The organism is Shewanella insulae (assembly GCF_009831655.1).
Lineage (GTDB): Bacteria > Pseudomonadota > Gammaproteobacteria > Enterobacterales > Shewanellaceae > Shewanella > Shewanella insulae.
The window spans coordinates 17,480-39,796 of sequence record NZ_WRPA01000021.1; the positions used below are offsets into that span (position 1 = coordinate 17,480).

General features: G+C 54.4%; 22 protein-coding genes. 13 read left to right on the forward strand and 9 right to left on the reverse strand.

Annotated elements, in window-relative coordinates; all coding sequences use genetic code 11:
• The first annotated feature begins 48 nt into the window (after positions 1-48).
• The 5 genes from cgtA (at position 49) to GNT65_RS17970 (ending at position 3,478) form a co-directional block, all read left to right on the forward strand.
• The gene (gene cgtA / locus GNT65_RS17950) at positions 49-1,212 is read left to right on the forward strand and encodes an Obg family GTPase CgtA (RefSeq protein WP_160798576.1); all 1,164 of its coding nucleotides are present in this window, start codon (positions 49-51) and stop codon (positions 1,210-1,212) included.
• Between the two features lie 35 nt (positions 1,213-1,247).
• Positions 1,248-2,009 (forward strand): threonine/serine exporter family protein, encoded by a 762-nt coding sequence (locus GNT65_RS17955; RefSeq protein ID WP_160798577.1) that lies wholly within the window; start codon positions 1,248-1,250, stop codon positions 2,007-2,009.
• Complete coding sequence (locus GNT65_RS17960) at positions 2,006-2,476, forward strand: threonine/serine exporter family protein (protein ID WP_160798578.1); 471 nt, start codon at positions 2,006-2,008, stop codon at positions 2,474-2,476. The genes GNT65_RS17955 and GNT65_RS17960 overlap by 4 nt, the downstream gene beginning before the upstream one ends.
• 40 nt (positions 2,477-2,516) lie before the next feature.
• Positions 2,517-2,999, forward strand: coding sequence for a type 3 dihydrofolate reductase (gene folA / locus GNT65_RS17965; protein ID WP_160798579.1), 483 nt, complete (start codon positions 2,517-2,519; stop codon positions 2,997-2,999).
• An 86-nt stretch (positions 3,000-3,085) separates the two neighbouring features.
• On the forward strand, positions 3,086-3,478 hold the full coding sequence (locus GNT65_RS17970) for a DUF3718 domain-containing protein (protein WP_160798580.1): 393 nt from the start codon (positions 3,086-3,088) through the stop codon (positions 3,476-3,478).
• 87 nt (positions 3,479-3,565) lie between these two features.
• Here GNT65_RS17970 and GNT65_RS17975 read toward each other — a convergent pair whose 3' ends face one another.
• The 7 genes from GNT65_RS17975 to lptD all read right to left on the reverse strand — a co-directional run bounded on the left by GNT65_RS17975 (position 3,566) and on the right by lptD (position 12,545).
• Positions 3,566-5,590, reverse strand: coding sequence for a methyl-accepting chemotaxis protein (locus tag GNT65_RS17975; RefSeq protein WP_160798581.1), 2,025 nt, complete (start codon positions 5,588-5,590; stop codon positions 3,566-3,568).
• A gap of 103 nt (positions 5,591-5,693) precedes the next feature.
• On the reverse strand, positions 5,694-6,518 hold the full coding sequence (locus tag GNT65_RS17980; RefSeq protein ID WP_160798582.1) for a symmetrical bis(5'-nucleosyl)-tetraphosphatase: 825 nt from the start codon (positions 6,516-6,518) through the stop codon (positions 5,694-5,696).
• A gap of 23 nt (positions 6,519-6,541) precedes the next feature.
• The gene (apaG, locus tag GNT65_RS17985; protein ID WP_160798583.1) at positions 6,542-6,922 is read right to left on the reverse strand and encodes a Co2+/Mg2+ efflux protein ApaG; all 381 of its coding nucleotides are present in this window, start codon (positions 6,920-6,922) and stop codon (positions 6,542-6,544) included.
• A gap of 54 nt (positions 6,923-6,976) precedes the next feature.
• Positions 6,977-7,786 (reverse strand): 16S rRNA (adenine(1518)-N(6)/adenine(1519)-N(6))-dimethyltransferase RsmA, encoded by an 810-nt coding sequence (gene rsmA, locus GNT65_RS17990; RefSeq protein ID WP_160798584.1) that lies wholly within the window; start codon positions 7,784-7,786, stop codon positions 6,977-6,979.
• 2 nt (positions 7,787-7,788) lie between these two features.
• Positions 7,789-8,787, reverse strand: a complete 999-nt coding sequence (gene pdxA, locus GNT65_RS17995) for a 4-hydroxythreonine-4-phosphate dehydrogenase PdxA (protein ID WP_160798585.1) — start codon at positions 8,785-8,787, stop codon at positions 7,789-7,791.
• A gap of 5 nt (positions 8,788-8,792) precedes the next feature.
• Entirely contained in the window at positions 8,793-10,097 is a 1,305-nt protein-coding gene (gene surA / locus GNT65_RS18000) for a peptidylprolyl isomerase SurA (RefSeq protein ID WP_160798586.1), read from the reverse strand.
• A gap of 126 nt (positions 10,098-10,223) precedes the next feature.
• Positions 10,224-12,545 (reverse strand): LPS assembly protein LptD, encoded by a 2,322-nt coding sequence (lptD, locus tag GNT65_RS18005; protein ID WP_160798587.1) that lies wholly within the window; start codon positions 12,543-12,545, stop codon positions 10,224-10,226.
• Between the two features lie 156 nt (positions 12,546-12,701).
• Between lptD and GNT65_RS18010 the strand changes: the two genes are divergently transcribed.
• From GNT65_RS18010 to GNT65_RS18030, 5 genes are read left to right on the forward strand one after another with little or no spacing between them, the layout of a single operon-like run.
• On the forward strand, positions 12,702-13,739 hold the full coding sequence (locus tag GNT65_RS18010) for a phosphotransferase (protein WP_160798588.1): 1,038 nt from the start codon (positions 12,702-12,704) through the stop codon (positions 13,737-13,739).
• A complete protein-coding gene (murU, locus tag GNT65_RS18015; RefSeq protein ID WP_160798589.1) occupies positions 13,739-14,464 on the forward strand; it encodes an N-acetylmuramate alpha-1-phosphate uridylyltransferase MurU in 726 nt (241 codons plus the stop codon). Before GNT65_RS18010 ends, murU begins: the two co-directional genes overlap by 1 nt.
• Positions 14,465-15,241 (forward strand): co-chaperone DjlA, encoded by a 777-nt coding sequence (gene djlA / locus GNT65_RS18020; RefSeq protein WP_160798590.1) that lies wholly within the window; start codon positions 14,465-14,467, stop codon positions 15,239-15,241.
• A gap of 25 nt (positions 15,242-15,266) precedes the next feature.
• Complete coding sequence (locus tag GNT65_RS18025; RefSeq protein ID WP_160798591.1) at positions 15,267-15,896, forward strand: outer membrane beta-barrel protein; 630 nt, start codon at positions 15,267-15,269, stop codon at positions 15,894-15,896.
• A 20-nt stretch (positions 15,897-15,916) separates the two neighbouring features.
• A complete protein-coding gene (locus GNT65_RS18030) occupies positions 15,917-16,870 on the forward strand; it encodes a D-2-hydroxyacid dehydrogenase (protein WP_160798592.1) in 954 nt (317 codons plus the stop codon).
• Between the two features lie 86 nt (positions 16,871-16,956).
• On the opposite strand, the gene purT is transcribed toward GNT65_RS18030, so the two are convergent.
• Positions 16,957-18,135, reverse strand: a complete 1,179-nt coding sequence (gene purT / locus GNT65_RS18035) for a formate-dependent phosphoribosylglycinamide formyltransferase (protein WP_160798593.1) — start codon at positions 18,133-18,135, stop codon at positions 16,957-16,959.
• A 265-nt stretch (positions 18,136-18,400) separates the two neighbouring features.
• Between purT and GNT65_RS18040 the strand changes: the two genes are divergently transcribed.
• The 3 genes from GNT65_RS18040 (at position 18,401) to GNT65_RS18050 (ending at position 21,601) form a co-directional block, all read left to right on the forward strand.
• Complete coding sequence (locus GNT65_RS18040; protein WP_160798594.1) at positions 18,401-18,790, forward strand: DUF3302 domain-containing protein; 390 nt, start codon at positions 18,401-18,403, stop codon at positions 18,788-18,790.
• Position 18,791: 1 nt separating this feature from the next.
• Positions 18,792-19,928 (forward strand): HlyD family secretion protein, encoded by a 1,137-nt coding sequence (locus tag GNT65_RS18045; protein ID WP_160798595.1) that lies wholly within the window; start codon positions 18,792-18,794, stop codon positions 19,926-19,928.
• A 203-nt stretch (positions 19,929-20,131) separates the two neighbouring features.
• Positions 20,132-21,601: an AAA family ATPase gene (locus GNT65_RS18050; protein WP_160798596.1), complete on the forward strand. Its 1,470-nt coding sequence runs from the start codon at positions 20,132-20,134 to the stop codon at positions 21,599-21,601.
• 11 nt (positions 21,602-21,612) lie between these two features.
• On the opposite strand, the gene GNT65_RS18055 is transcribed toward GNT65_RS18050, so the two are convergent.
• A complete protein-coding gene (locus GNT65_RS18055; RefSeq protein ID WP_160798597.1) occupies positions 21,613-22,152 on the reverse strand; it encodes a DUF4136 domain-containing protein in 540 nt (179 codons plus the stop codon).
• Positions 22,153-22,317 lie beyond the last annotated feature (165 nt).

The window sequence follows — 22,317 nt, forward strand, 5'->3', positions numbered from 1 at the left end:
TTTCGATAGGCAGTATAATCGGTCTATTGTTTGGCGCCTGGAGTTGGTATGAAGTTTGTCGATGAAGCCGTGATCAGAGTCGAAGCTGGTGATGGCGGTAGTGGATGCGTTAGTTTTCGACGCGAGAAGTATGTGCCCGATGGCGGCCCTGATGGCGGTGACGGCGGTGACGGTGGCAGTGTCTATCTGCAGGCCGATGAAAACCTCAACACCCTAATCGATTACCGTTTCGAGCGTTTTCATTTTGCCGAGCGTGGTGAGAATGGCCGCGGCCGCGACTGTACTGGTCATGGCGGAAAAGATCTTATCCTCAAGGTGCCGGTCGGTACCCGCGCCGTCGATGAAGAAACCCAGGAAGCCCTTGGGGATCTCAAGACCCATGGTCAGAAGCTGCTGGTTGCCAAAGGCGGCTTCCACGGTTTGGGTAACACCCGCTTTAAGAGCAGTACCAACCGCGCGCCGCGTCAGAAGACCCTGGGCACACCGGGTGAGGTGCGTAGCCTGAGACTAGAGCTGATGCTGCTGGCGGATGTGGGCCTGCTGGGTATGCCTAATGCCGGCAAGTCTACCTTTATTCGCTCCGTATCGCGCGCCAAGCCTAAGGTAGCTGACTACCCATTTACCACCTTGGTACCTAACCTGGGTGTGGTTACCCCAAGACCTGGCCAGAGCTTTGTGATCGCCGATATCCCCGGTCTGATCGAAGGCGCTGCCGAAGGGGCAGGCCTGGGTATTCGCTTCCTCAAGCACCTGGAGCGTTGCCGCGTGCTGTTGCATATTCTGGATATCGAGCCAATCGATGGCAGCGATCCAGTCGACAGTGCCCGAGCCATAGTGGGAGAGTTGGAGAAGCACTCGCCCCTGCTGGCCAGCAAGCCACGTTGGTTGGTGTTTAACAAGACTGACCTGCTGCTCGAGGAAGAGCTGCAAGAGCGTATCGATCGCATAGTTCAAGAGCTGGATTGGCAGGGTGAGGTATACTGTATCTCGGCCTACAACCGTGAAGGCACACAGGAACTGGCACTCAAGCTGATGGACTTCATCGATTCGCTACCAGCAGAAGTCGAGGAAGATCCCGATGCCGAGGTCGAGTTCAAGTGGGATAACTATCATCAGAAGACTCAGGAAGTGGTCAACGAAGACTATGATGATGACTTCGACGATGACTTCGATGATGACGACTATGATGTCGAGATCATCTATCAAAGGTAAGTTTATTAAGTTACCACTTTCATTCTGAGAGAATTGTGTACGCCGATACTCAAAATGATATTACCCGGCAGGTAGTCCGGGTTGCTCAACTCTTACTGGCCTATGGTGCTGAGTCCGAACTCGTCGAAGAGATCAGCCAGCGCCTGGGTCAGGCATTAGGTCTCGCCAGTGTCGAGATCTCCATCTCCTCCAATTCCCTGGTGTTGACCAGCCTGGTGCACGGTCGTTGTATTACCACGACTCGGCGCATTCGTGAGCATGGCATCAATATGACCATCATCTGCGAGCTGCAGCGCATCTGCCTGCTGACAGAGAAGGGGATCTACGGCCTCAACGAGGTGCGCAAACGTGTCTCGCGGATCCAGCCCAAGAGTTATCCTAGGCGTTATCTGGTGCCCATGATAGGCCTCTCCTGTGGCAGTTTCTGCCATCTGTTTGGTGGCGATACCATGGCCGTGTTGATCACTATCTTTGCAAGTTCAGTGGGTATGTCGGTGCGTCTGGCTATCGCCAAGCATCATTTCAATCTGTTGGTGAACTTTGCCGTGACCGCCTTTATCACCACGCTAGTGGCGCAGATGGGCTATCACCTGCAGCTGACTGATACGCCTATGTTACCTATGGCCGCCAGTGTGCTGATGTTGGTACCAGGTTTTCCCATGATCAATGCCATCTCGGATATGGTGAAAGGACACCTTAACGTGGGGATCTCCCGTTGGGGGCACGCAACCCTGTTGACTGTCTCGTCAGTTATCGGGATCACCATCGCCATGCAGCTTGGAGGACTCTTTCTATGATGGATCTTCTGCTGAAACTGCTAAATGATGCGGCCTTCTCGGCCGTCCCTGCGGTGGGATTCGCCATGGTGTTCAATGTGCCTAGACGCTTCTTGCCTTACTGCGCCTTAGCAGGCGCCCTGGGCCATAGCCTGCGCACCCTGCTGTTACATTTTGGTATGCCGATAGAGTGGTGTACCTTCGCAGCGGCAGCCCTGGTGGGGGTGTTGACCATAGGCTTTGCCAAGAAACATCTGGCGCCACCCTTGATGTACGCCGTGGCGGCGATCATTCCCATGATCCCGGGAACCTATGCCTACAACACAGTGATCGCCTTGGTGCAGCTGTCTGCCCAGTCTGAGGTTAGCCCAGAGTTGACCGCCGAGGTGATCAGCAATGGTTTGAAGACTATCTTCATCTTAGGGGCGTTATCTGTCGGACTCGCCATGCCGAGTCTGCTCTATTTTCGCACCCGTCCAGTGATCTAATTCTTAACCCTAGAAACGGCATAAGACCGTTGGAGAGCCCATGAAAATAGCTATGATTGCCGCGATGGCAAATAACCGGGTTATCGGCAAAGATAATCAGATGCCCTGGCATCTACCGGAAGACCTGCGTCACTTTAAACAGATGACGCTAGGCAAGCCTGTGGTCATGGGCCGTAAGACCTTCGAATCCATCGGCCGTCCCCTACCGGGCCGCCATAACCTGGTGGTGAGTCGGCAAAAAGATCTGGTTATCGAGGGGGTGACCTGTGTGACCTCTTTCGAACAGGCCAAGGAAGTGGTTAAAGGCTGTGAGGAGCTAGTGGTGATAGGTGGTGGTCAGCTTTACGCCGAGCTATTGCCACAGGCCGATAGCTTGTATCTGACCGAGATCAATCTCGATGTAGAGGGGGATACTCACTTCCCCGATTGGGATGATGGCAGTTGGCAGTGTCTTAACAGTGAATCACACATAAATGATAAAGGTTTGGAATATCGCTTTATCAATTTGGTGAAAAAATGTTAACGTAAGGTGATACCCCGAGTTGTCTTTAGAGTACTGTGTTAGCGGTATTCTACTGAAAAAAATAATAAATATTATAGGAGTACCCGATGCGTTTTTTACCGACTACGTTAGCTGTGGTAATTGCAGCCTCTGCTTATACCCTTCCTGCACCGGTTAAGGCCAACGATCAGCTCGTTGCCAACATCTGTAACTATGTTCAGGCCGATGATAAAAACCGTTTGCGTAAGAAATTGAAAGAAGCACGCGTTAAGCTGCGTAACGTGTATGAAGGGCTGAGCTGTAATGGGGACAGTCTGCTGCGTTTCGCCATGAAGAGTGGTGCCAGCGATGTGGGTGAGTTCATGAGTAAACGTCTCTCTACCAGTGAGTTAAGTGCTAAGGAAGCCGATGGCTTGACCGTGGTGGAATGGGCCGAGGGTAACGGCCATGGCGGCAGCCCTATCACTGCAGCGATCAAAGATCGACTCGCTGGCAACTAATCTGCGTAAAGACCTTTAGTTAAGCTTTATTTAGCACAAAAAAACCGGACTCGATGTCCGGTTTTTTGATGCCAGTCTGAGATATTTTTAGACCTTAAATTCACCCACTGAGGCCTGTAGCTCTTCGGCAAGCTGGGCCACCTGATGGCTCGACTGAGCCGTCTGATCGGCACCTGTGGCCGTCTCTTCGGAGATCGATGCGATATGCTCGAGTTTCTCTGAGACCTGTTGGCTTACCAGGTTCTGCTCCTGGGCCGCATTGGCAATATGCGTGCCTGAGTCATGGGCATAGTGCACCGCATTGCTAATGCTCTCCAGGGCAACGTTGGCCTGCTCAGTCTTCTCTACGCAACTTGTGGCTTGTTGACGGCCCAGCTCCATCACGGAGACGGCCTCCTGAGTGCCCTGTTGCAGCACCTGAATCATCTGCTGGATCTCTTGGGTCGAGTCTTGGGTGCGTGATGCCAGGCTGCGTACCTCGTCGGCAACAACGGCGAAGCCTCGTCCCTGTTCGCCGGCCCTGGCGGCCTCAATGGCGGCGTTCAGCGCCAGCAGGTTGGTTTGCTCGGCGATACCTCGGATCACATCCAGAATCGAGCCGATAGAGGCGCTGTCAGAATGTACCTTGTTGATCACCTGGCCCGCCTTGGCCACTTCGTCGGCCAGCGCCAGAATGGTGCGCTTATTCTCATCGGCGATGGCGCGCATGTGTTGCGCCTCTTCATCGGCCTGTCTGATCTGGTTTAAGGCCTCATCGGCACTGGTGTTGACCTGCATGGCACTGGAGCTTAGCTGAGTGGTGGCTGTGGCAACCTGATCGACCTGGTTCTTCTGCTCCTGAATGCCTGCCGTGGTTTGCGCCGTGATGGCCGAGGTTTCTTCGGCGGCGGCGGCCAGTTGGTTGGAACGGTCCAGGATGCCTTGAATCAGGGTGCGCAGGCTATCGACCAGTCGGTTACAGTTGCCAGATAGCTCGGCAAACTCATCATGGCCACTATCGTCAAGCTTGTGGGTCAGATTACCCGACGCCAGGATATTGAGGGCGTTATTGACCTTATCCAGGGAGTGCTTAAGCGGGCGGATCACCGCGATACTAACCAGCACGGCGACTAGGATGGCAATTAAGACCAATGCCAAGGTCTTGTAGCTGGCGCTGTCGACCTCGTCGATCGCCTTGACGCTGACTTCCTGAGAGGTAGATTCGATTGCCTTGTTCAGGCTGCCCATGCTCTGGTTGACGGCAGTAGCGTTGGACTCCACTGTGTTGAGCAATTGCCCGGCCTGCAGGTTAAAATCGAGTTGTTGACCCTTGCGTTTGAGAATCGACTGTGGGCCATTGAGCATGGCAAAGACCTTGCCGGCCTCTGTGTTGATATTCTCCAGCATCTCCTCGTCGATAACACCTTCCCAGTGGCGGCCTACATACTCCAGCTTGTTTTGGGCCTCGCTGATGATGTAGTCGAGCTCCTTGAGGATGGTCTCGTACTTAGACTTTTCTTTGGTGTTGACCAGGTCATAGCTGCTGGTGATCAGGTTGCTGAAACTGTTGTCTATGTTACTGGCGGTGGCGGCAATCTCCCGCTCGGTGGGGTCTTCACTCATCTCTAGATCGATAAGGTCTAGTAGCAGGGAGGCGGTATCGTCAGCCGCGACCTCGAGGTTTTCCAGGCTGTCGAGTAGGGATTCCTGAGTCTGTAGCGACTGTTCTCTGGCCTGCATCATCTTGAGGCTATTGTCGTTGAAGGCTTGGTAGTTGGCTCTGAGAGTCTTGATCTGCCCCCCAAGATTGTCTCCATGGCCCTGAATGATGCGGTTGAGTTGGTCCAGCTCGCTGAGGAAGCCTTTGCTTAGGCCGGTGAATTGGTTACGAACCTGAGGCAGTTCTTTGGATTGCTTGCTATGGAAGGCCACCAGTAGCTGCTTTTCCTGAAGTGCAAGCTTCTGTGTCAGGCCATTGCTGCTTTTTAGGGCTGGAAGGCTGAGCTCTTGCAAAACGAGGGTGCTGCTCTTGATGCTGTCATTGGTGATCAGGGACGCCACGCCTAAGACGATAAGCAGTAAGGTGACGACACTAAATCCACCGATGACACGAGTGGCGACATTCAATTTCATAGGGCACTCCGGTTTTTGTTGTTATATCCCTAATTAAATAACATATTTTCAGGGTAGGGCGGTAAAATCCGCTTATTTTTTATCGGCCAAACTAGCTGTTAGTTTAACTCTTTTTTAACTTATTTTGGGTAATTTTTTGATTCGATTCAAGATGCCAGAGGGTTAAATATTGTCCCCAACAGCATCCGGTATCCAGCGCCTGCAGTCCTGGCCTATCCACCTGTCCCATCAATGCCGCCCAATGGCCGAAGACCAAAGTATGGCGCTCCATGGCTCGTCCCGGCTGTTTATACCAAGGGGTCAGTCCCGTCTTCTCTCCTTCGCTTGGTGGTAGCTTACAGTCGAAGTCCAATCGACCATCACTGTGCAGAAAGCGCATTCTGGTCAGGGCGTTGATGGTATAGACGAGACGATTGAGTCCCTTCGCTTGGGGATGCCACTCGCTGATGGAGTTGGTGTACATCCTGGCGATGAGCCCTTCTACGTAGTCATCCTCTGCCAGCGCCTGTTGTACCTCACGGGACTCCTCTAGGGCGGTCTTGACGTCCCACTGGGGCGGGATGCCGGCGTGGGCCATGAGGATAGCGTGGCTCTCTAGCTCCCGCGCCAGGGGCTGTAGCCTGAGCCAGTCGATGAGCTGGTTTAGATCCGGGGCCTCTAGCAGGGCGCCCAGGTTATCCTTGGGGTTGACGCGTTTCACCTTGGCGTGTAGCGCCATCAGGTGCAGGTCGTGATTGCCTAGCACTGGTTTTACCGAACCCTCAAGCCCCTTAAGGTAGCGTAGCGTCTCCAGAGATTGAGTCCCCCTGGCCACCATGTCGCCGACGACCCAAAGCTCGTCCTTGGAAGGATTGAAGGCCACCTTGGCAAGCAGGGCCTGGAGCTCATCGAAGCAGCCCTGAATATCGCCCACGAAATATGTTGCCATAGATGCTCTCGGCTCGCTTAAGGTTAATGCAGCAGGCCAGGGGCCGCTAGACGGAAGGGGGCGATGGGGGCCTTGAAGGTCTCACCTCGCTTGGTCACCATCACATAGTGGCCCTGCATGACGGCAAAGGGGGTCTCGCACACAGTGCCACTCGTGTATTGATAGGCGGTATTGGGTGCGATAGTGGGCGTCTCGCCAACTACACCGGCACCCTCGACCTTGCTTTCATGGCCGTTGGCATCCGTGATGCACCACATGCGGCTCTTAAGGGTGACGTCTTCATCCCCTAAGTTGACTATGGTGATAGTGTAGCTGAACAGGTATCTCTCTTCTTCGGGCGAAGATTGCTCTTCGATATAGTCGGTTTTGACCTCAATCCTGATTGAGGATTCGAGTTGTTTCATTCGGATCCCTAAAAGGTTAACGGGTGGGAGGCGCATGTTGCGCCTCTGTCATGATTAGGCTTGGCGTTTATCGACCAGGTGGTTGGCCATGGCGACATATTGTTGCACCGTGATCTGCTCAGGGCGCTTGCTGGCATCTATGCCTAGCACACTGAAGTCGTCATCGCTTAACAACTGCTTGAGATTGTTGCGTAGCGTCTTACGTCGCATGTTAAAGGCGGTGGTACACAGGTGCCTTAGCAGATCCACATCCTTACAAGGATAAGGCTTATCTTTGTAGGGCACGAGTCTGACCACGGCAGAGTCGACCTTAGGTGGCGGTGTGAAGCAGCCAGGTGGTACTTCGAGTACCGGCATCACCTGACAGAAATATTGTGCCATCACGGTCAAACGGCCATAGGCTTTAGTGCCTGGCGCGGCAGACAGTCTCAACACCACCTCTTTTTGCAACATGAAGTGCATATTTTCGATATGCTCGGCAAACTCAAACAGATGGAACATCAGCGGGGTGGAGATGTTGTAGGGCAGGTTGCCAAACACCTTCATCTGCTTGCCGTCCTCGACCAGTTGCATGAAGTCGAATTTCAGTGCATCGCCCTGATGGATCTCCAGCTTATCCTTGAGAAACGGATGTGTCTGTAGACGCTCGACCAGATCTTTATCCAGCTCGACCACAGTGAGCTTGTCGATGCTTTCGGCTACCGGCTCGGTAAGTGCCGCCAGGCCTGGGCCGATTTCGACCATCACGTGATCGTTATCGGGCGAGATGGCGCCGACGATACGGTTGATCACATTGCTGTCGGTCAAAAAGTTTTGTCCGAAACGTTTTCTCGCCGTGTGGCCTAAATGTACTTTATTACTCATTACTACTCTTTAAGTGACTCATTCTTGGTGGCTAGTTCGATAGCCTTGTTTAGCGCGCAGACAAAACTGCCTATGTCGGCCTTGCCTGTGCCGGCCAGCTCCAGGGCCGTACCGTGATCGACCGAGGTGCGGATATAGGGCAGGCCTAAAGTGATGTTGACCGAGCTGCCAAATCCTTGTGATTTTAATACCGGCAGGCCCTGATCGTGATACATGGCAAGGATCACGTCGGCATCTTCCAGGTACTTAGGTTGGAACAGGGTGTCGGCGGGCAGCGGCCCGACGATATTCATATTCTGCTCGCGCAGCTCGTTGAGCGCGGGGATAATCACATCTATCTCTTCGCGGCCCAGATGGCCATCTTCACCCGCATGGGGGTTGAGGCCACAGACATAGATCTTAGGATCTTTGAGGGCAAACTTTGTGACCAGATCCTGATGTAAAATCTTGATGATCTGATGCAGGCGGTCACGGGTGATCGCCTTAGACACATAGGCCAGCGGAATATGGGTTGTCACCAGCGCCACCTGTAGGCCCGGCGCCGCGAGTAGCATCACCACATCCTGACAGTTAGCCTGATGGGCAAAAAACTCGGTATGGCCGCTAAAGGGAATGCCTGCCTGGTTGATTATCCCCTTGTGCACAGGACCCGTGACAACGGCATCGAACTCGCCATTCATGTTCTTCTCACCGGCATAGGCCAGGGTATCGATCACATAGCTGCTGTTCAGTTCATCGAGCTTACCGCACACCGCCTCGTTGACCAGCGGGAAGGGAACTATGGTTAAGGTACCAGCTTCCTGCGGCTTAGGGGGCTGATTGGGCTGGAAGGGGCGCAGCTGTATCGGCAAGCCGATCTGCTTGGCGCGACTGGTCAGCAAAGTGGGATCTGCACAAACAACAAGCTCAGCGGGCCAAGCGCGCTGAGCAAGTTGAATGACTAAGTCTGGACCCACACCGGCAGGTTCTCCCGGTGTGATGGCGATGCGTTTAGTCGTCAATATGATTAACCTCGATTGAAATCGGCATCGAATACTTCAATGTAAGCCTCTGCTCGCATTTCATCCAGCCAGTTTTGTAATTCTTCATTAAACTTACGGCGGAAGATGAGCTGGTGTGCCCGATTAGTGTTAAATTTATCTGTCGCATCCGTCCTGCGTCTCTCTTCCAGCTGCACTATGTGCCAGCCGTGGCTAGAGCGGAATGGCTCACTGATCTCGTTGATCTTCAATGCGCCTAATGTCTGTGCGAAGGCCGGTACATAGACGGTGGGGTCTGCCCAGCCTAACTCGCCGCCCTTGGCAGCCGAACCTGGATCTTCGCTATATTGACGAGCCAGGGTGGCAAAGTCGGCCTCACCGCTTCTCAGCTGGTCTGCAAACTTGTCGAGCATTGCCTTGGCACGTTCTTCCGACAGGATAGGTGACGGCTTGATCAGTATATGGCGAGAACGCACTTCGTCAATTTCTTTGGTCTGCAGGCCGCGGGCATCCATCACCTTGATGATGTGGAAACCGGCGCCACTGCGTACCGGACCTATGATGTCGCCCGTCTTGGCGCCCACTAACAGTTCGGCGAACAGGGTTGGCATCTCATTGACGTTCATGTAATCCCAGATACCGCCTTCAAGGGCCTTAGGGCCTGAAGAAGAGGCGATGGCTGTCTGTTTGAAGTCGGCATTGCTTTGCAGACGCTTGAGCACGGCGTTGGCGCGGCTGCTGGCGGCCTCAAGTTGTTCGCTGTTGGGGCTGCTGGGCACCTCGATCAAGATGTGACCGATCTGGTATTCCACCTGTTGCATCCCTTGCTCTTCAATAAGCTTAACCAGGCTGTTGATCTCCTGTGGGGAGACCTGAATACGGCGCTGAACCTGAATACGTTGGATCTCGCCCAGGGTGATCTCTTCTCTGAGCTGCTCGCGGTATTGGCTCCAGCTCATGCCCTCGGCCTCAACCTTTTCACGCATCATCTCAGGAGTCATCTTCTGCTCCTTGGCGATGTTTTCTATGGTCTGGTCCAGTTGCAGGTCACCGATATGCAGACCGATGCGATCGGCCATCTGTAGCTGCAGACGGGTCACGATAAGACGTTCGATCACCTGAGTGCGCAGCGCCTTGTCTGAAGGGAGTGACTGGCCGGCGGCTTTTGCGTTGGCTTTGACTGTCTTCAACATGTTGACGATTTCGCTTTCCAGCACTATGCCTTCGTTGATCTGAACCGTCACCCTATCCAGAGGAACGTTCTCGGCCATTGCGCCGTGGCTCATCGCCAATGTAAGTAAAGCAAAAATCAGTTGTTTACAGGGTTTCATCCACAAAAATCCTTGGCATATTCAGGTCGGTCGACACAGGTGTCGGCCGAGTATCTAATTCGACTATTCTGATTGGACTACAAGTCCGTATCTAGGTTCAGCGCAAAGCCGATTAAAATATCAAAACTAGTTTTTCAGGTAGAGCGGCTTGCGATAGTTAAACAGGCCATCGTTAAGCATGTCCGATACCCCTAGCGGGCCGGAGCCACCTAATCCCTTGATCACAAAGTTCAGGTAGAAGCCGCTTTCAAACAGCTCTCTGTCGTTAAACGTCGGATCCAGGTTGTCATCGTAGTTGGTTTTAATGCGGTAATGATAACTTAAGCGCACCGCCCAGCAACAAGATTCGTACTGAAATCCTGTGTAGGTCTCGACGCTTCGATTTTCATTGAGATCGTAATACCAGTTGCCCACGATATACCAGTTGTCGTTAATCGGCCAGGCGGTGCGCAAGCCGGTTTGCGACACATTAACAGATTCGTTGGTGTTGCTGTTAACTAAATCGGGTACATAACGGTAGCTTAGCTGTAGCAGCTTGTTGACCCCGGGGCGGAAATCCAGGGTGACCTCACTCTTCTTGTTGTTCTTGTTTTTGGTGTCATATTGAATGGCACCGCTCAAGAACCAATCGCTGTAGAGCTGAGTATTCAGCTCCGCCGCCAGCACAGAGTTTGAGGTATTCTCCTGCTTAAAGATCTCGTTGGGACGGGAGGGATCTGTGATGCCAACCTTGCTGTCCTCGAAGTAGTAGATCTGACCCAGGCTGAATTTGAAGCGCTCAAGGTTATGATCGTCAAACAGGCGTGTGGTGAGACCCAGAGTCATCTGGTTGGCGTCGGCGATACGGTCCAGACCCGAGAAGCGGCGATCCCTGAAGAGGCCGTAGTAGTCTTCCTGCAGCAGCGCGGTGTCATAGATGCCTATGTTGGACTGGTCTTCATAGCCGACGTACAGATACTGGAACTGGGGTTCCAGGGTCTGACGGTAGTTGACGTCGAAGTAGTCGGTGAAACGCTCGAAATTGATCTGACCGTGGATACGCACCTGAGGCAGGGTACGACTCACCGAGCTGTCCAGCGGCTGGGTGCCTGTGTAGTTCTTGGTGTCCTGCCAATAGTTGGTCTGCAGCAGCTTAAGCTCACTGGTCAGCGAGCCCGCGGGGCCGTGGATAGGCAAGGATACGCTGGGTTCGAAATGCAGACGGCTAGCGGTGGCATATTGGTCGTCCTTATGACGGAAGTTGCTGGCTTCCCCCATGAGGTTGAAGTCTATGCCCTGCCAAAGACCGGGGGCGCGATAATTAAAGCCAACCTGTGGCATGACCTGATAGGGGGATTCCTCTTCGCCCAGTACCTTGATGTCCTGCACCCTGGCTGACATGTCCCAGTTATCTTCGAAGTAGGCGATCTCACCGATGCGAGAGAGTTGGTTGTCGGTGGCGCGCAACACGTCTGAGGGCAGGTCGTTGAAGTAGTTGTTGTCTGACACATTGGTAAAGTTGGCCAGTACCCGCCAGTTGTCGGCGATGGCACCTTGATGCTGCCAGTGGTAGAGGTAACGGTCGGCGCGGTTAGGCACCAGATTGTCGTTGCTCAGGTACTCTATATTTAACTGTCCCTGCTGGGCCTCTCCGGCGAGATAGCGAAACTCCGACTTGAGGAACAGGCCGCGAGCCGACATATAGTGCGGAGTGAAGGTGAGGTCATACTCGGGGGCTATGTTCCAGTAGTAGGGAGTCGCTACCTCGACACCATTGGTGGTGCTGGTGCTGAAAAACGGGAACAGGAAGCCAGTTTTGCGCTTCTCCGATACCGGAATCGTCATATAGGGCAGATAGAAGACGGGCACATCGCCTATCTTGAGCTTGGCATCCCAGAGTTCGCCCCACTCTTCGCTGCTGTCTATCTTGATAGTCTCTGCTTCCAGCAGCCAGGAGCTATCGCCCGGAGGACAGGTCGTAAAGTTGGTATTTGACAGGTGCAGGTTGTTGTCCTGAGTGATCTCCAGGTTTTCCGCTTCGCCGTGGATCTGCTGACCATGGAGCCAATACTGGGCACCCTGAAGCTGTGCGCTGTTGGTGCGCATTTCGGCGCTGAGGGAGTCTGCCGTGACGGTAAACATATTGTCCTGGAACACCAGGTTACCGTTGGCGTCCAGGCGTTCGTTGGCCTGATCCAATACTGCGCTGTCGGCGGCGATATGGCGGCCACCCTGGCTGAAAGTCACATCTCCCTGGAAACTGGCCTTATCGCCCATCTTGGCTGCCGACGAGTCGGAAACGATCTTAATCTGCTGCAGATCTAGGGGACGCTCGTCTGTGGTGGGCTCTGGGATAGGTACGGGCGGAAGTACCAGACACTGGGCACCGGGCGCGGGAGTGGTTTCCGATTCGTCTGCCAAGACTAGCTGCGGGAGTAGCGCCAATGCCAATAAGTAACGGATATGCATCTTTTATCGTTTTTGTGGTTTCTTAGTCTAGACAAGTTATCGGTGAGAATAGTTGCATCCCTCTTGGGAAGCAACTTAGCAAAAGAGATAGAATCATCTTAATTGCTGTTTCTATTTTGCTTTATAATAAAGCAATTTTCTTCTAAGAGCCATGAGGTGCCCTTGTCAGATCCAAGATTTCTTGCCCTTAATTCATGGATAGCGCGAACTTTAGGCGATGAGGCTCAGATAGCCTTAATTTCCGGTGACGCCAGTTTCCGCCGCTACTATCGTGTTAAGTGTTCAAACCAGACTTTTATCGCCATGGACTCACCGCCGGATCTGGTGCCCGTCGCCCCTTTTATCGCCCTCGCAAACGCCTATTGTGACCATGGCATCCTGGCGCCAGAGGTTAAGGCCGCAGATATGGCACAAGGCTTTCTGCTGCTCTCGGATCTCGGCGATACTCAGCTGCTCGAGGTGCTCACCCTTGATAACGTCGGTCACCATTATGGTAAGGCGTTGGGGCTGCTCGACGAGATACAGACCATCACCTCGTCGGCTGGGCAGCCCTTGCCCGACTATGACGACGCCTTCGTGCTGCGTGAGCTGAATATTTTTGTAGAGTGGCTGCTTGAACATCATCTGCAGCTGAGCCTCGACAGCCAGACCCGGCAGATGATTTATGACTGTTTCGGCCTGCTTATCGATAATGTCGCCCAGCAGCCCAAGGTGGGTATGCACAGGGATTACCACAGCCGCAATCTCATGCTATGTGATGGCAAGCTGGCGGTGATCGATTTTCAAGATGCTGTCTTAGGTCCCATCACCTATGACGCAGTTTCCCTGCTGCGCGACTGTTATGTGCGCTGGCCAAACGCTGTGGTCGAGCCCTTGCTTGAGCTGCACTATAAGCAGGCCCGCGCCCTGGGGCGTATAGGAAATAAGGTGGATTTGGCTCAGTATCGCCGCTGGTTCGATCTCATGGGGATGCAGCGCCACCTCAAGGCGGCAGGGATCTTCTGCCGCCTCAACTATCGCGATGGCAAGCCGGGTTACCTTAAAGATATTCCGCTGACGTTAGATTATGTGTGTGACATAGGGGCGAAATACCCTGAGTTTGAGCCGTTTGTTGCCTGGTTGAGGTGTGAGGTTGTGCCGCATATGACGAGCGACAAGCTGTCTCAACTGACAAGCAAATCGGAGGCACAGTGATGAAAGCCATGATACTCGCGGCCGGTCGTGGTGAACGTCTTCGCCCCCTGACCGATACGCTTCCTAAACCCCTGGCAGAGGTGGCGGGAAAGCCGCTCATCGTCTATCACATTGAGCGCCTCGCGGCTCTTGGTATTACAGAGATAGTGATCAACCACGCCTGGTTGGGCCACAAGCTCGAGGCCAGTCTGGGGGATGGCAGCGACTGGGGCGTGAGCATCTGCTACAGTCCAGAGACACAAGCCCTAGAGACAGGTGGTGGCATCAAGCAGGCGCTGGCGCTGCTGGGGGATGAACCTTTTCTGGTGCTCAATGGTGATGTCTACATCGACAGCCTGCCCACAGTGAAAGGCCAGTCGCTGGATGTGGCGCTCGATACCGCAAGTATTACCGAGTTGATGAGTGAGCATGAGGCTTATCTCTGGTTGGTGGATAACCCTAAGCAGCATCCTGAAGGGGATTTTGCCTTGGAGAAGGGGAAGGTATTCGATAACCGTGAACCTAGGCTGACCTTTTCCGGCATGGCCATCTATCATCCACGTTTCTTCGATGGCACCCCCAGCGGGCGTTTTGGTCTGGCGCCGCTGTTAAGAGCCAAGATGCAGCAGGGGCTGATCGGTGGCGAGCACTATCGACATCTCTGGTGCGACGTGGGTACGCTGCAAAGGCTGGAGTCACTGGACGCCGAGTTAAGGGCGGCACAAGAACACAATAAAGGTTGTTAGATGAAGATTTGGGGTAAGTTTTTCGGTTTTGCCATAGGTTTCATGTTTGGTCGCATCATAGGCGGAATCATAGGTCTCTGGCTCGGGCACCTCTATGACAAGAAGCGTGGTGAGGTGGAGGCTTTGGTGGGCAAGGGCAGCGATCGTCAGGCGCTGTTCTTCAATACCGCATTTGCGGTGATGGGTCATGTGGCCAAGGCCTCGGGCCAGGTCACAGAGAATGATATTCGCTTAGCGACCGCGCTGATGGATCAGCTGCGCCTCAGCGGCGATGCCCGCCGCGAGGCCCAGGCGGCCTTTACCCAAGGTAAGGCGGCCGACTTCGACCTTAAGGCATCGCTGCGTACCTTCAGATTGATCTCCATGGGACGGCGGGAGCTGCTGCAGATGTTTCTGGAAATTCAGATCCAGACGGCACTGTCGGACGCCGAGCTAGATGCCAAAGAACATGCCATACTCTTAACCGTGGCGCAGGAGCTGGGCTTTAGTCGCGAGCAACTCGATGAACTGCTCAAGCGTTGGCAGGCGGAGGTTAACTTTCAGCGTCACGGTCGTCAGCAGACCTCAATCAATGATGCCTATGAGGTATTGGGACTCACCGAGCAGGCCTCGGATCAGCAGGTGAAGCGAGCTTATCGCAAGCTGATGAACGAGCACCATCCCGACAAACTGGTTGCCAAGGGGTTACCCGCCGAGATGATGGAGCTGGCCAAACAGAAGGCGCAGGATATTCAGGCCGCCTACGACAGAGTGAAGCAAGATCGTGGGATGAGATGAACATTAGCTAACTAAGGAGAGGGCGATGATGCGAACAAGACAGATCTTATTGACAGGTCTCTTAACATGGATGCTAGCCGGAGGGGCCTGGGCTCAATCGGATATCTACGTTGCCCCCTTCGGCGGTTATAGCTTCGGGGCCAGTGAACTCGACGCCACAGACGTAGGCACCAATACCCGGGGCGAGGTCAGCATCAAGGATTCCAGCCATTACGGTATCATAGTGGGGATGAAGACCCGGGACCCAGGCGATATCTACCTGCTTTACAGTCACCAGAGCACAGATATGCATGCCGCGGGCATGTTCAACCCCAATCGCTTGGCGAAACTGCAGTTGGACTATGCCCACTTTGGCGGTTCGCTCTATTTTCCCAAGGGAAATTTGCGTCCCTATGTGACCGTCAGCGTCGGCATGACGCAGATGAGACCATCGGGCGATTTCTCCGACGAGTCGCGTTTTTCCATGGGGATAGGTGGTGGGGTGGAATACCTGATGGGCGATAACTTCAGCCTGTTTGCCGATGGCCGTGGTTACGCCACCTTTATCGATAGCGATAATTCGCTATTTTGCGATGCCAACCGTTGTATCTGGAATATCAGTGCCGATGTCATGTGGCAGGGCCAGGTTAACGCCGGATTCAAATACACCTTTTAACCCATAAGCGAGCAATCTTAATGAAGATAGTGGTACTCGATGGCTACACCCTCAATCCTGGCGATCTCGATTGGCAGCCCCTGGCGGCGCTGGGCGAGTTTCGCTGTTTTGACAGAACCTCCCCGGCCGAACTCCTAGATCGCGCTCAAGGGGCGCAGGTGTTGCTGACCAATAAGACAGTGCTCGATGCCGACGCACTTCAGGCCCTGCCTGGGCTCGAGTATATCGGCGTGCTCGCCACAGGCACCAACGTGGTGGATCTTGATGCTGCCGGCGAGCTTGGGATCAAGGTGACCAATGTACCTGGCTATGGGCCAGATGCGGTGGCCCAGATGGTATTTGCGCATATTCTTCATCACACCCAGCGTCTGGCCGAGCATCATAATGCCGTGGTAGACGGGGCCTGGTCTCAGGCACCGGATTTTTGCTTTACCCTGGCGCCGCTACAGTCTCTCAAGGGGAAGACGCTGGGGCTGGTAGGCTTTGGCGATATAGGCCGTCAGGTGGCCACTATTGCTAAGGCATTTCAGATGCGGGTGCTGGTCAATACGCGATCTATTAAACACGATCTCCCTGAAGGGGTTAGCTGGTGTGAGCGTGAGGCGCTCTTTGCCAGCGCCGATATCATCTCGCTGCACTGCCCGCTGACGCCGGATACCCAGCAGTTGATCAATTCAGCGCGGCTCAGCGCCATGAAGCCCGGTGCTATCTTGATCAACACGGCCCGGGGCGGTTTGGTAGATGAGCAGGCCCTGGCCGATGCCTTGGAGCAGGGGGAAATTGCCGCCGCCGGGGTGGATGTCTTATCGAGTGAGCCGCCACAGGCTGACAATCCGCTGCTGAGTGCGCCTCATATCAGCATCAGCCCCCATAATGCCTGGGCGACCAGGGAGGCGAGGCAGAATCTGCTGACCATTGCCGTCGATAACCTCAAGGGCTATCTGGCGGGGCAACTGATTAATCAGGTGAATTAAACCAAGGTCATCTGGTTGAAAAGAAAAGGGCGCCTGATTCTTGAGAAGAAGAGGCGCCCTTTTTTTTGATTTCACTTGCGGAGGATTTAATCCAGCAAAACTTCTACCTGAGCGGCAACCTTGAGCGCCTTGTCGATGGCGTTATCAATGCTTTCCCCGCGGGCCAGGCCGACACCGAGACGGCGGCGACCGTCGATATCCGGCTTGCCGAACAGGCGTAGCTGGGTGTTGGGCTCAACGAGCGCCTGCGCCATCCCCTGATAGCCTATGTTGTGGCTGGTACCCTCTGCCAGGATCACGGCTGAGGCCGATGGGCCATGTTGTGCTATGTTGGCAATAGGCAGGCCTAAGATGGCCCGCACATGCAAGGCGAACTCAGACAGATCTTGGCTGATCAGCGTTACCAAGCCGGTATCGTGAGGGCGAGGGGACACTTCGGAGAAGTAGACCTCCTCTCCCTTGATAAACAGTTCGACGCCGAACAGGCCATAACCGCCCAGCGCCTCGACTACCTTACGCCCTATCTCCTGTGCCTTGGCGAGCACGGCATCAGACATGGCCTGGGGCTGCCAGGACTCGCGGTAGTCACCATCTTCCTGGCGATGGCCGATAGGGTCGCAGAAGTGGATGCCGTTGACGGCGCTGACGGTGAGCAGGGTGATCTCATAGTCGAAGGGCACGAAACCCTCGACTATCACCCGGCCGCCACCGGCGCGGCCGCCCTCCTGGGCATAACGCCAGGCCGAGAGAATATCCTCCTCGCTGCGTATGATGCTCTGGCCCTTGCCAGAGGAGCTCATCACAGGTTTAACCACGCAGGGCAGGCCTATGTCGGCGACCGCCTGCTCAAATTCGTTTTGGGTGTCGCAGAAGAAATAGGGTGAGGTGGGTAGTCCCAGCGTCTCGGCTGCCAGGCGGCGTATGCCTTCGCGATCCATGGTGAGCTGGGTGGCCTTTGCCGTGGGGATCACCTTAAGGCCTTGGGCCTCCATCTCAACCAGGGTTTGGGTGGCGATGGCTTCGATCTCTGGGATCACCAGGTGAGGCTGTTCCTGTTCTATGATGGCGCGCAGCGCCTCGCCGTCCAGCATATTGATCACATGAAACCTGTGACTGACCTGCATGGCTGGAGCATTTGGGTAACGGTCGACGCCTATGACTTCAACGCCCAGGCGTTGTAGTTCGATGGCAACTTCTTTGCCGAGTTCGCCGCAGCCAAGCAGCATGGCGCGCAGCGCGCCGCGTGAATAGGGTGTGCCTATCATGGTGTGGGTACCTTTTATCTTGAGTGGGTCGTTCGCCCAACTTAGGTTATTTGGGGATCATCTTACCCCGTCGTCAGTAAGAAGCAGACCCTTTGCGCCGACAAGTGTGTACTGGATCAAGATTATGGTACCAATTAGAAAAGAAATATCAGCAATTTATGGCTAGTATAGTTAAGGTGATGTTAAGAGATTTGCTCGTTTGCGCCAGTCTTAAGGGGTGGTGCGCCGCCTGTTAAAAGGATTAACTAAGAGTAAGGAGTGAGCCGTGTTTCTGGATTACTTTGCTTTAGGCGTCATCATCTTTGTCGCCGTCTTCCTGTTTTATGGGGTGATCGTCATTCATGATATTCCCTATGAGATAGCCAAGAAGCGTAATCATCCGCAGCAAGATGCTCTGCATGTTGCCGGTTGGGTGAGCCTATTTACCCTGCATGCTATCTGGCCCTTCCTGTGGATCTGGGCAACCCTGTATCGTGAAGATAGGGGCTGGGGCTTCAACAAGGTGGTCGAGCGAGAGCTGGCGCTGGAGGATGAGGTAAAACAGCTCAACCAGACCATAGCCAAGCTCGAGCAGCGTCTCAGCGCGGTCGAGGGCGGGCAAACGGCCCTGCATGTGGTCGATACGCCGTCCGTTGAGCAAGAGAAGGAGTCATAAGATGGATCTGTTACTCATTCTGACCTATACCGCTATCTGTATCGCCATCTTTAAGATCTTCAAGATCCCGCTCAATAAGTGGACTGTGCCCACGGCGATCCTCGGTGGCATAGTGATCGTCGGTGCCTTGGTACTCTTGATGAACTATAACCATCCTTACACTCCCTATGCTCGTCAGGTATTTGCCACCGTGCCCATTAACCCTGCGGTGCGCGGTCTGGTGATCAGCGTCGAGGCAAAGCCCAATGTGCCCCTGAAGAAGGGGGATGTGCTGTTTCGTATAGATCCCGAGCCCTTCGAGGCGGTAGTGATGCAAAAGCGCGCGGCCTTGGCAGCGGCCGAGCTTGAGGTACCGCAGTTGGAGGCGGCCTGGCAGACGGCGCAGGCCAGCGTGGAGCGTGCCACGGCGGATAGAGACCGTACCAAGTCGGCGTTCGAGCGTTACGAGAAGGGGCGCAAGCGTGGCGGTGCCAATTCGCCCTTCACCGAGCTCGAGCTGGATAACAAGCGTCAGCTCTACATGGCCTCTGAGGCCCAGCTAGCCGCGGCCTGTTCAGAAGAACTAAGGGTCAGGTTGGCCTATGAATCCAATGTCGACGGCGTCAATACCAAGGTGGCCGGCATTAGGGCCGAGTTGGATAAGGCCATCTATGATCTCGAGCACACAGTGGTGCGGGCACCGGCCGACGGCATAGTGACTCAGATGGCACTACGCCCAGGAGTGATTGCCGTGCCTATGCCGCTACGCTCCTTGGTGAGTTTCATTCCCGATGAGGATCGCTATTTTGCCGGCGCCTTCTGGCAAAACTCTCTGCTGCGACTCAAGGAGGGGGATGAGGCGGAGATGATCTTAGACGCCGCGCCCGGTCAGGTGTTTAAGGGAAGGGTGGCCAAGGTGCTGCCAGCCATGGCCGAAGGCGAGTTTCAGTCTCAGGGGGCACTGGTCTCTTCCATGGCGCTGTTGCCTCGGGGGCGTGCCATCATCTTGATCGAGCTTGATGATCACGAGGCCAAGCGAAGCTTCCCTGCCGGGGTATCGGGTCAGATAGCCGTCTACACTGAGCACTTTTCCCATGTGGCCGTGATGCGTAAGGTGCTGCTGAGGATGCAAGGCTGGCTGAACTATCTGTTTCATTAGCCCGAGCTCGATCAAAGGCTAGCTCTAGGTTCCGTTTTCTGACAATAAAATGCCCGCATTGCGGGCTTTTTATTGGGCGAGTGTCGAGGCCTGCAATTGAATTTACTGGGATACTGGGGTATCAATAGCGCTTGAGCTTACCGTCTCGTGTCAGTTCCAGCGGCTTCGATGCTGTCGTTAGCAAATTTGTTTAAGGATGACCCATGCAAGATATTCGTGACCTCACCGCCGTACTGCGCTCCAACACCCCCATAGTGGTGATCGAAACCTATGAAGAATATCGGGTCATTGAGTTGCTAAAGAGGGTATCGACCATCTTATATCAGCCCTTGTTCACCTGGAGTATCACCCAGGGGCTGACCCGCGCCGACGTGAAGATGGGGACCCAGAAGTTCAACACAGATCCCGCGGAAATTCTGGGGCAGATTAAGTCCACCAGTCAGCAGGGGATCTATGTATTGTGCGACTTTCACCCCTTCGTCGAGAATGCGCCCAAGAATGTGCGTCTGCTTAAGGAGATCGCATTAGAGTATGAGGCGCTGAAACATACCATAGTCCTGGTGAGTCATGCCTTCGATATTCCGCCTGAGATCAAACGCTACTGCGCCCATTTCTCCATCTCGTTGCCAGATACGACCCAGCTGCAAAACCTCATCTATGAGCAGATAGACAGGGCTCGTGCCGATGGCCTGCTGCAGAGTGTCGACGATGATGCCGTGATCAAGCTGGCAGAGAACCTAAGGGGCCTGACCTTCGACGATGCCCGTCGCCTGGCCCATAAGGCGATAGTGGACGACGGGGCGATCACCCACTCGGACGTGGACAGAATCAATCAGGGCAAGTTTAAGTTGCTGGATATGGAGGGGGTGCTGCAGTTCGAGTATGACACCAGCGACTTCTCCCAGGTGGCCGGCCTGCATAACCTGAAGAAATGGCTCTCTCAACGCAGTCCTGCGTCGAATGCAGAGGGCAGAGTCGATCACCCCAAGGGGATTCTGCTGTTGGGGGTACAGGGCAGTGGCAAGAGCCTGGCGGCCAAGGCGGTGGCGGGCATGTGGCAGCGGCCATTGCTGCGCCTTGATATGTCGGCGTTGTATAACAAGTATATCGGCGAGACCGAGAAGAATCTGCGCAATGCTTTGGCGCTGGCGGATCTCATGGCTCCCTGTGTCTTGTGGATCGATGAGATAGAGAAGGGGCTGAGCAGCGGCAGCAGCGACGATGGCACTTCCAAGCGGATATTAGGGGCGCTACTTACCTGGATGGCCGAGCGTCAGTCTGAGGTGTTTCTGGTGGCCACGGCCAACGATATCAGCGCCTTGCCACCCGAGCTGATGCGTAAGGGCAGGATGGATGAGATCTTCTTTGTGGATCTACCCGACGACAGCGTGCGTCAGGCGATCTTCCTGATCCATTTGCAGCGCCGCGAGTTGGACCCGCTCAGTTTCGATCTGGCCAAGTTGTCACAAGCCAGTCAGGGATTTTCCGGCGCCGAGATAGAGCAGGCGATCATCTCGGCGCGCTACACGGCGCGGGCACTGGAACAGCCTGTATCCCAGGTACTCTTGTTGGGTGAGTTGATGAAGACCCGGCCCCTATCTGTGGTGATGCGAGAAAAGCTTGCCGGGCTGCGCCACTGGGCGAAAGGGCGTACGGTTAACGCCCATCGATAGTCAGAGAATCGTTACTCTGTCTTAGGAGGGAATTGGTTGAGGATCTTGCTAATGGTTTCCCGGGTTTCCTTGGCCTTCTTCTCGCCGCCGTCGTCATAGTCAAACTTGTCACTGCCGCGCCAGATCAGCTTGTTACTGGCGCTGTCGACGATATCTATCTGGATGATCTGCATCTTGGTGTTGTCTTTGCCCAGGGGGACACCGACACTGGTGCTCACTCCCACCCCGCCTGAGCTGCCCCAGCTCCCTGTGCCCAAACCTATAGAGACGCCAGAACGCTTGGGTTTGTCCACCACCTTAAAGCCATAGGTCACCATGAATTGTGTTTGATCTGGGCTCTGCTGATAGCCGCGCTGCGTCAGGTTTTCGACTATGGCGTTATCGATCCGCTCCGTGCTGAGGGGATCGCCTATGTCGGTTGGTCGTTGCAGGGTGAAATGCTTGAGCGAGCCGAAATCATACTGGGTATCGTAATCTGTGCTGGGTTTGCTGGCACAGGCGCTCAGTAGCAAGGTGGCGATTGTGAGGATGAGCAGGCGTAGTAAGTTCATAGTGCTTCCTGTGAAATAATCATAAATTTCAGCTATCAGCTTATTTATACAAGAGTTTTTAGTTTATCGATATGAATAAAGTTTAGCCAGTTGCCGAGAATTAGGTTATGTTTTAACTATAGGCTCCTTTAGCGTCCCCTTATGTGAGCCCGAATTCGAGATGGT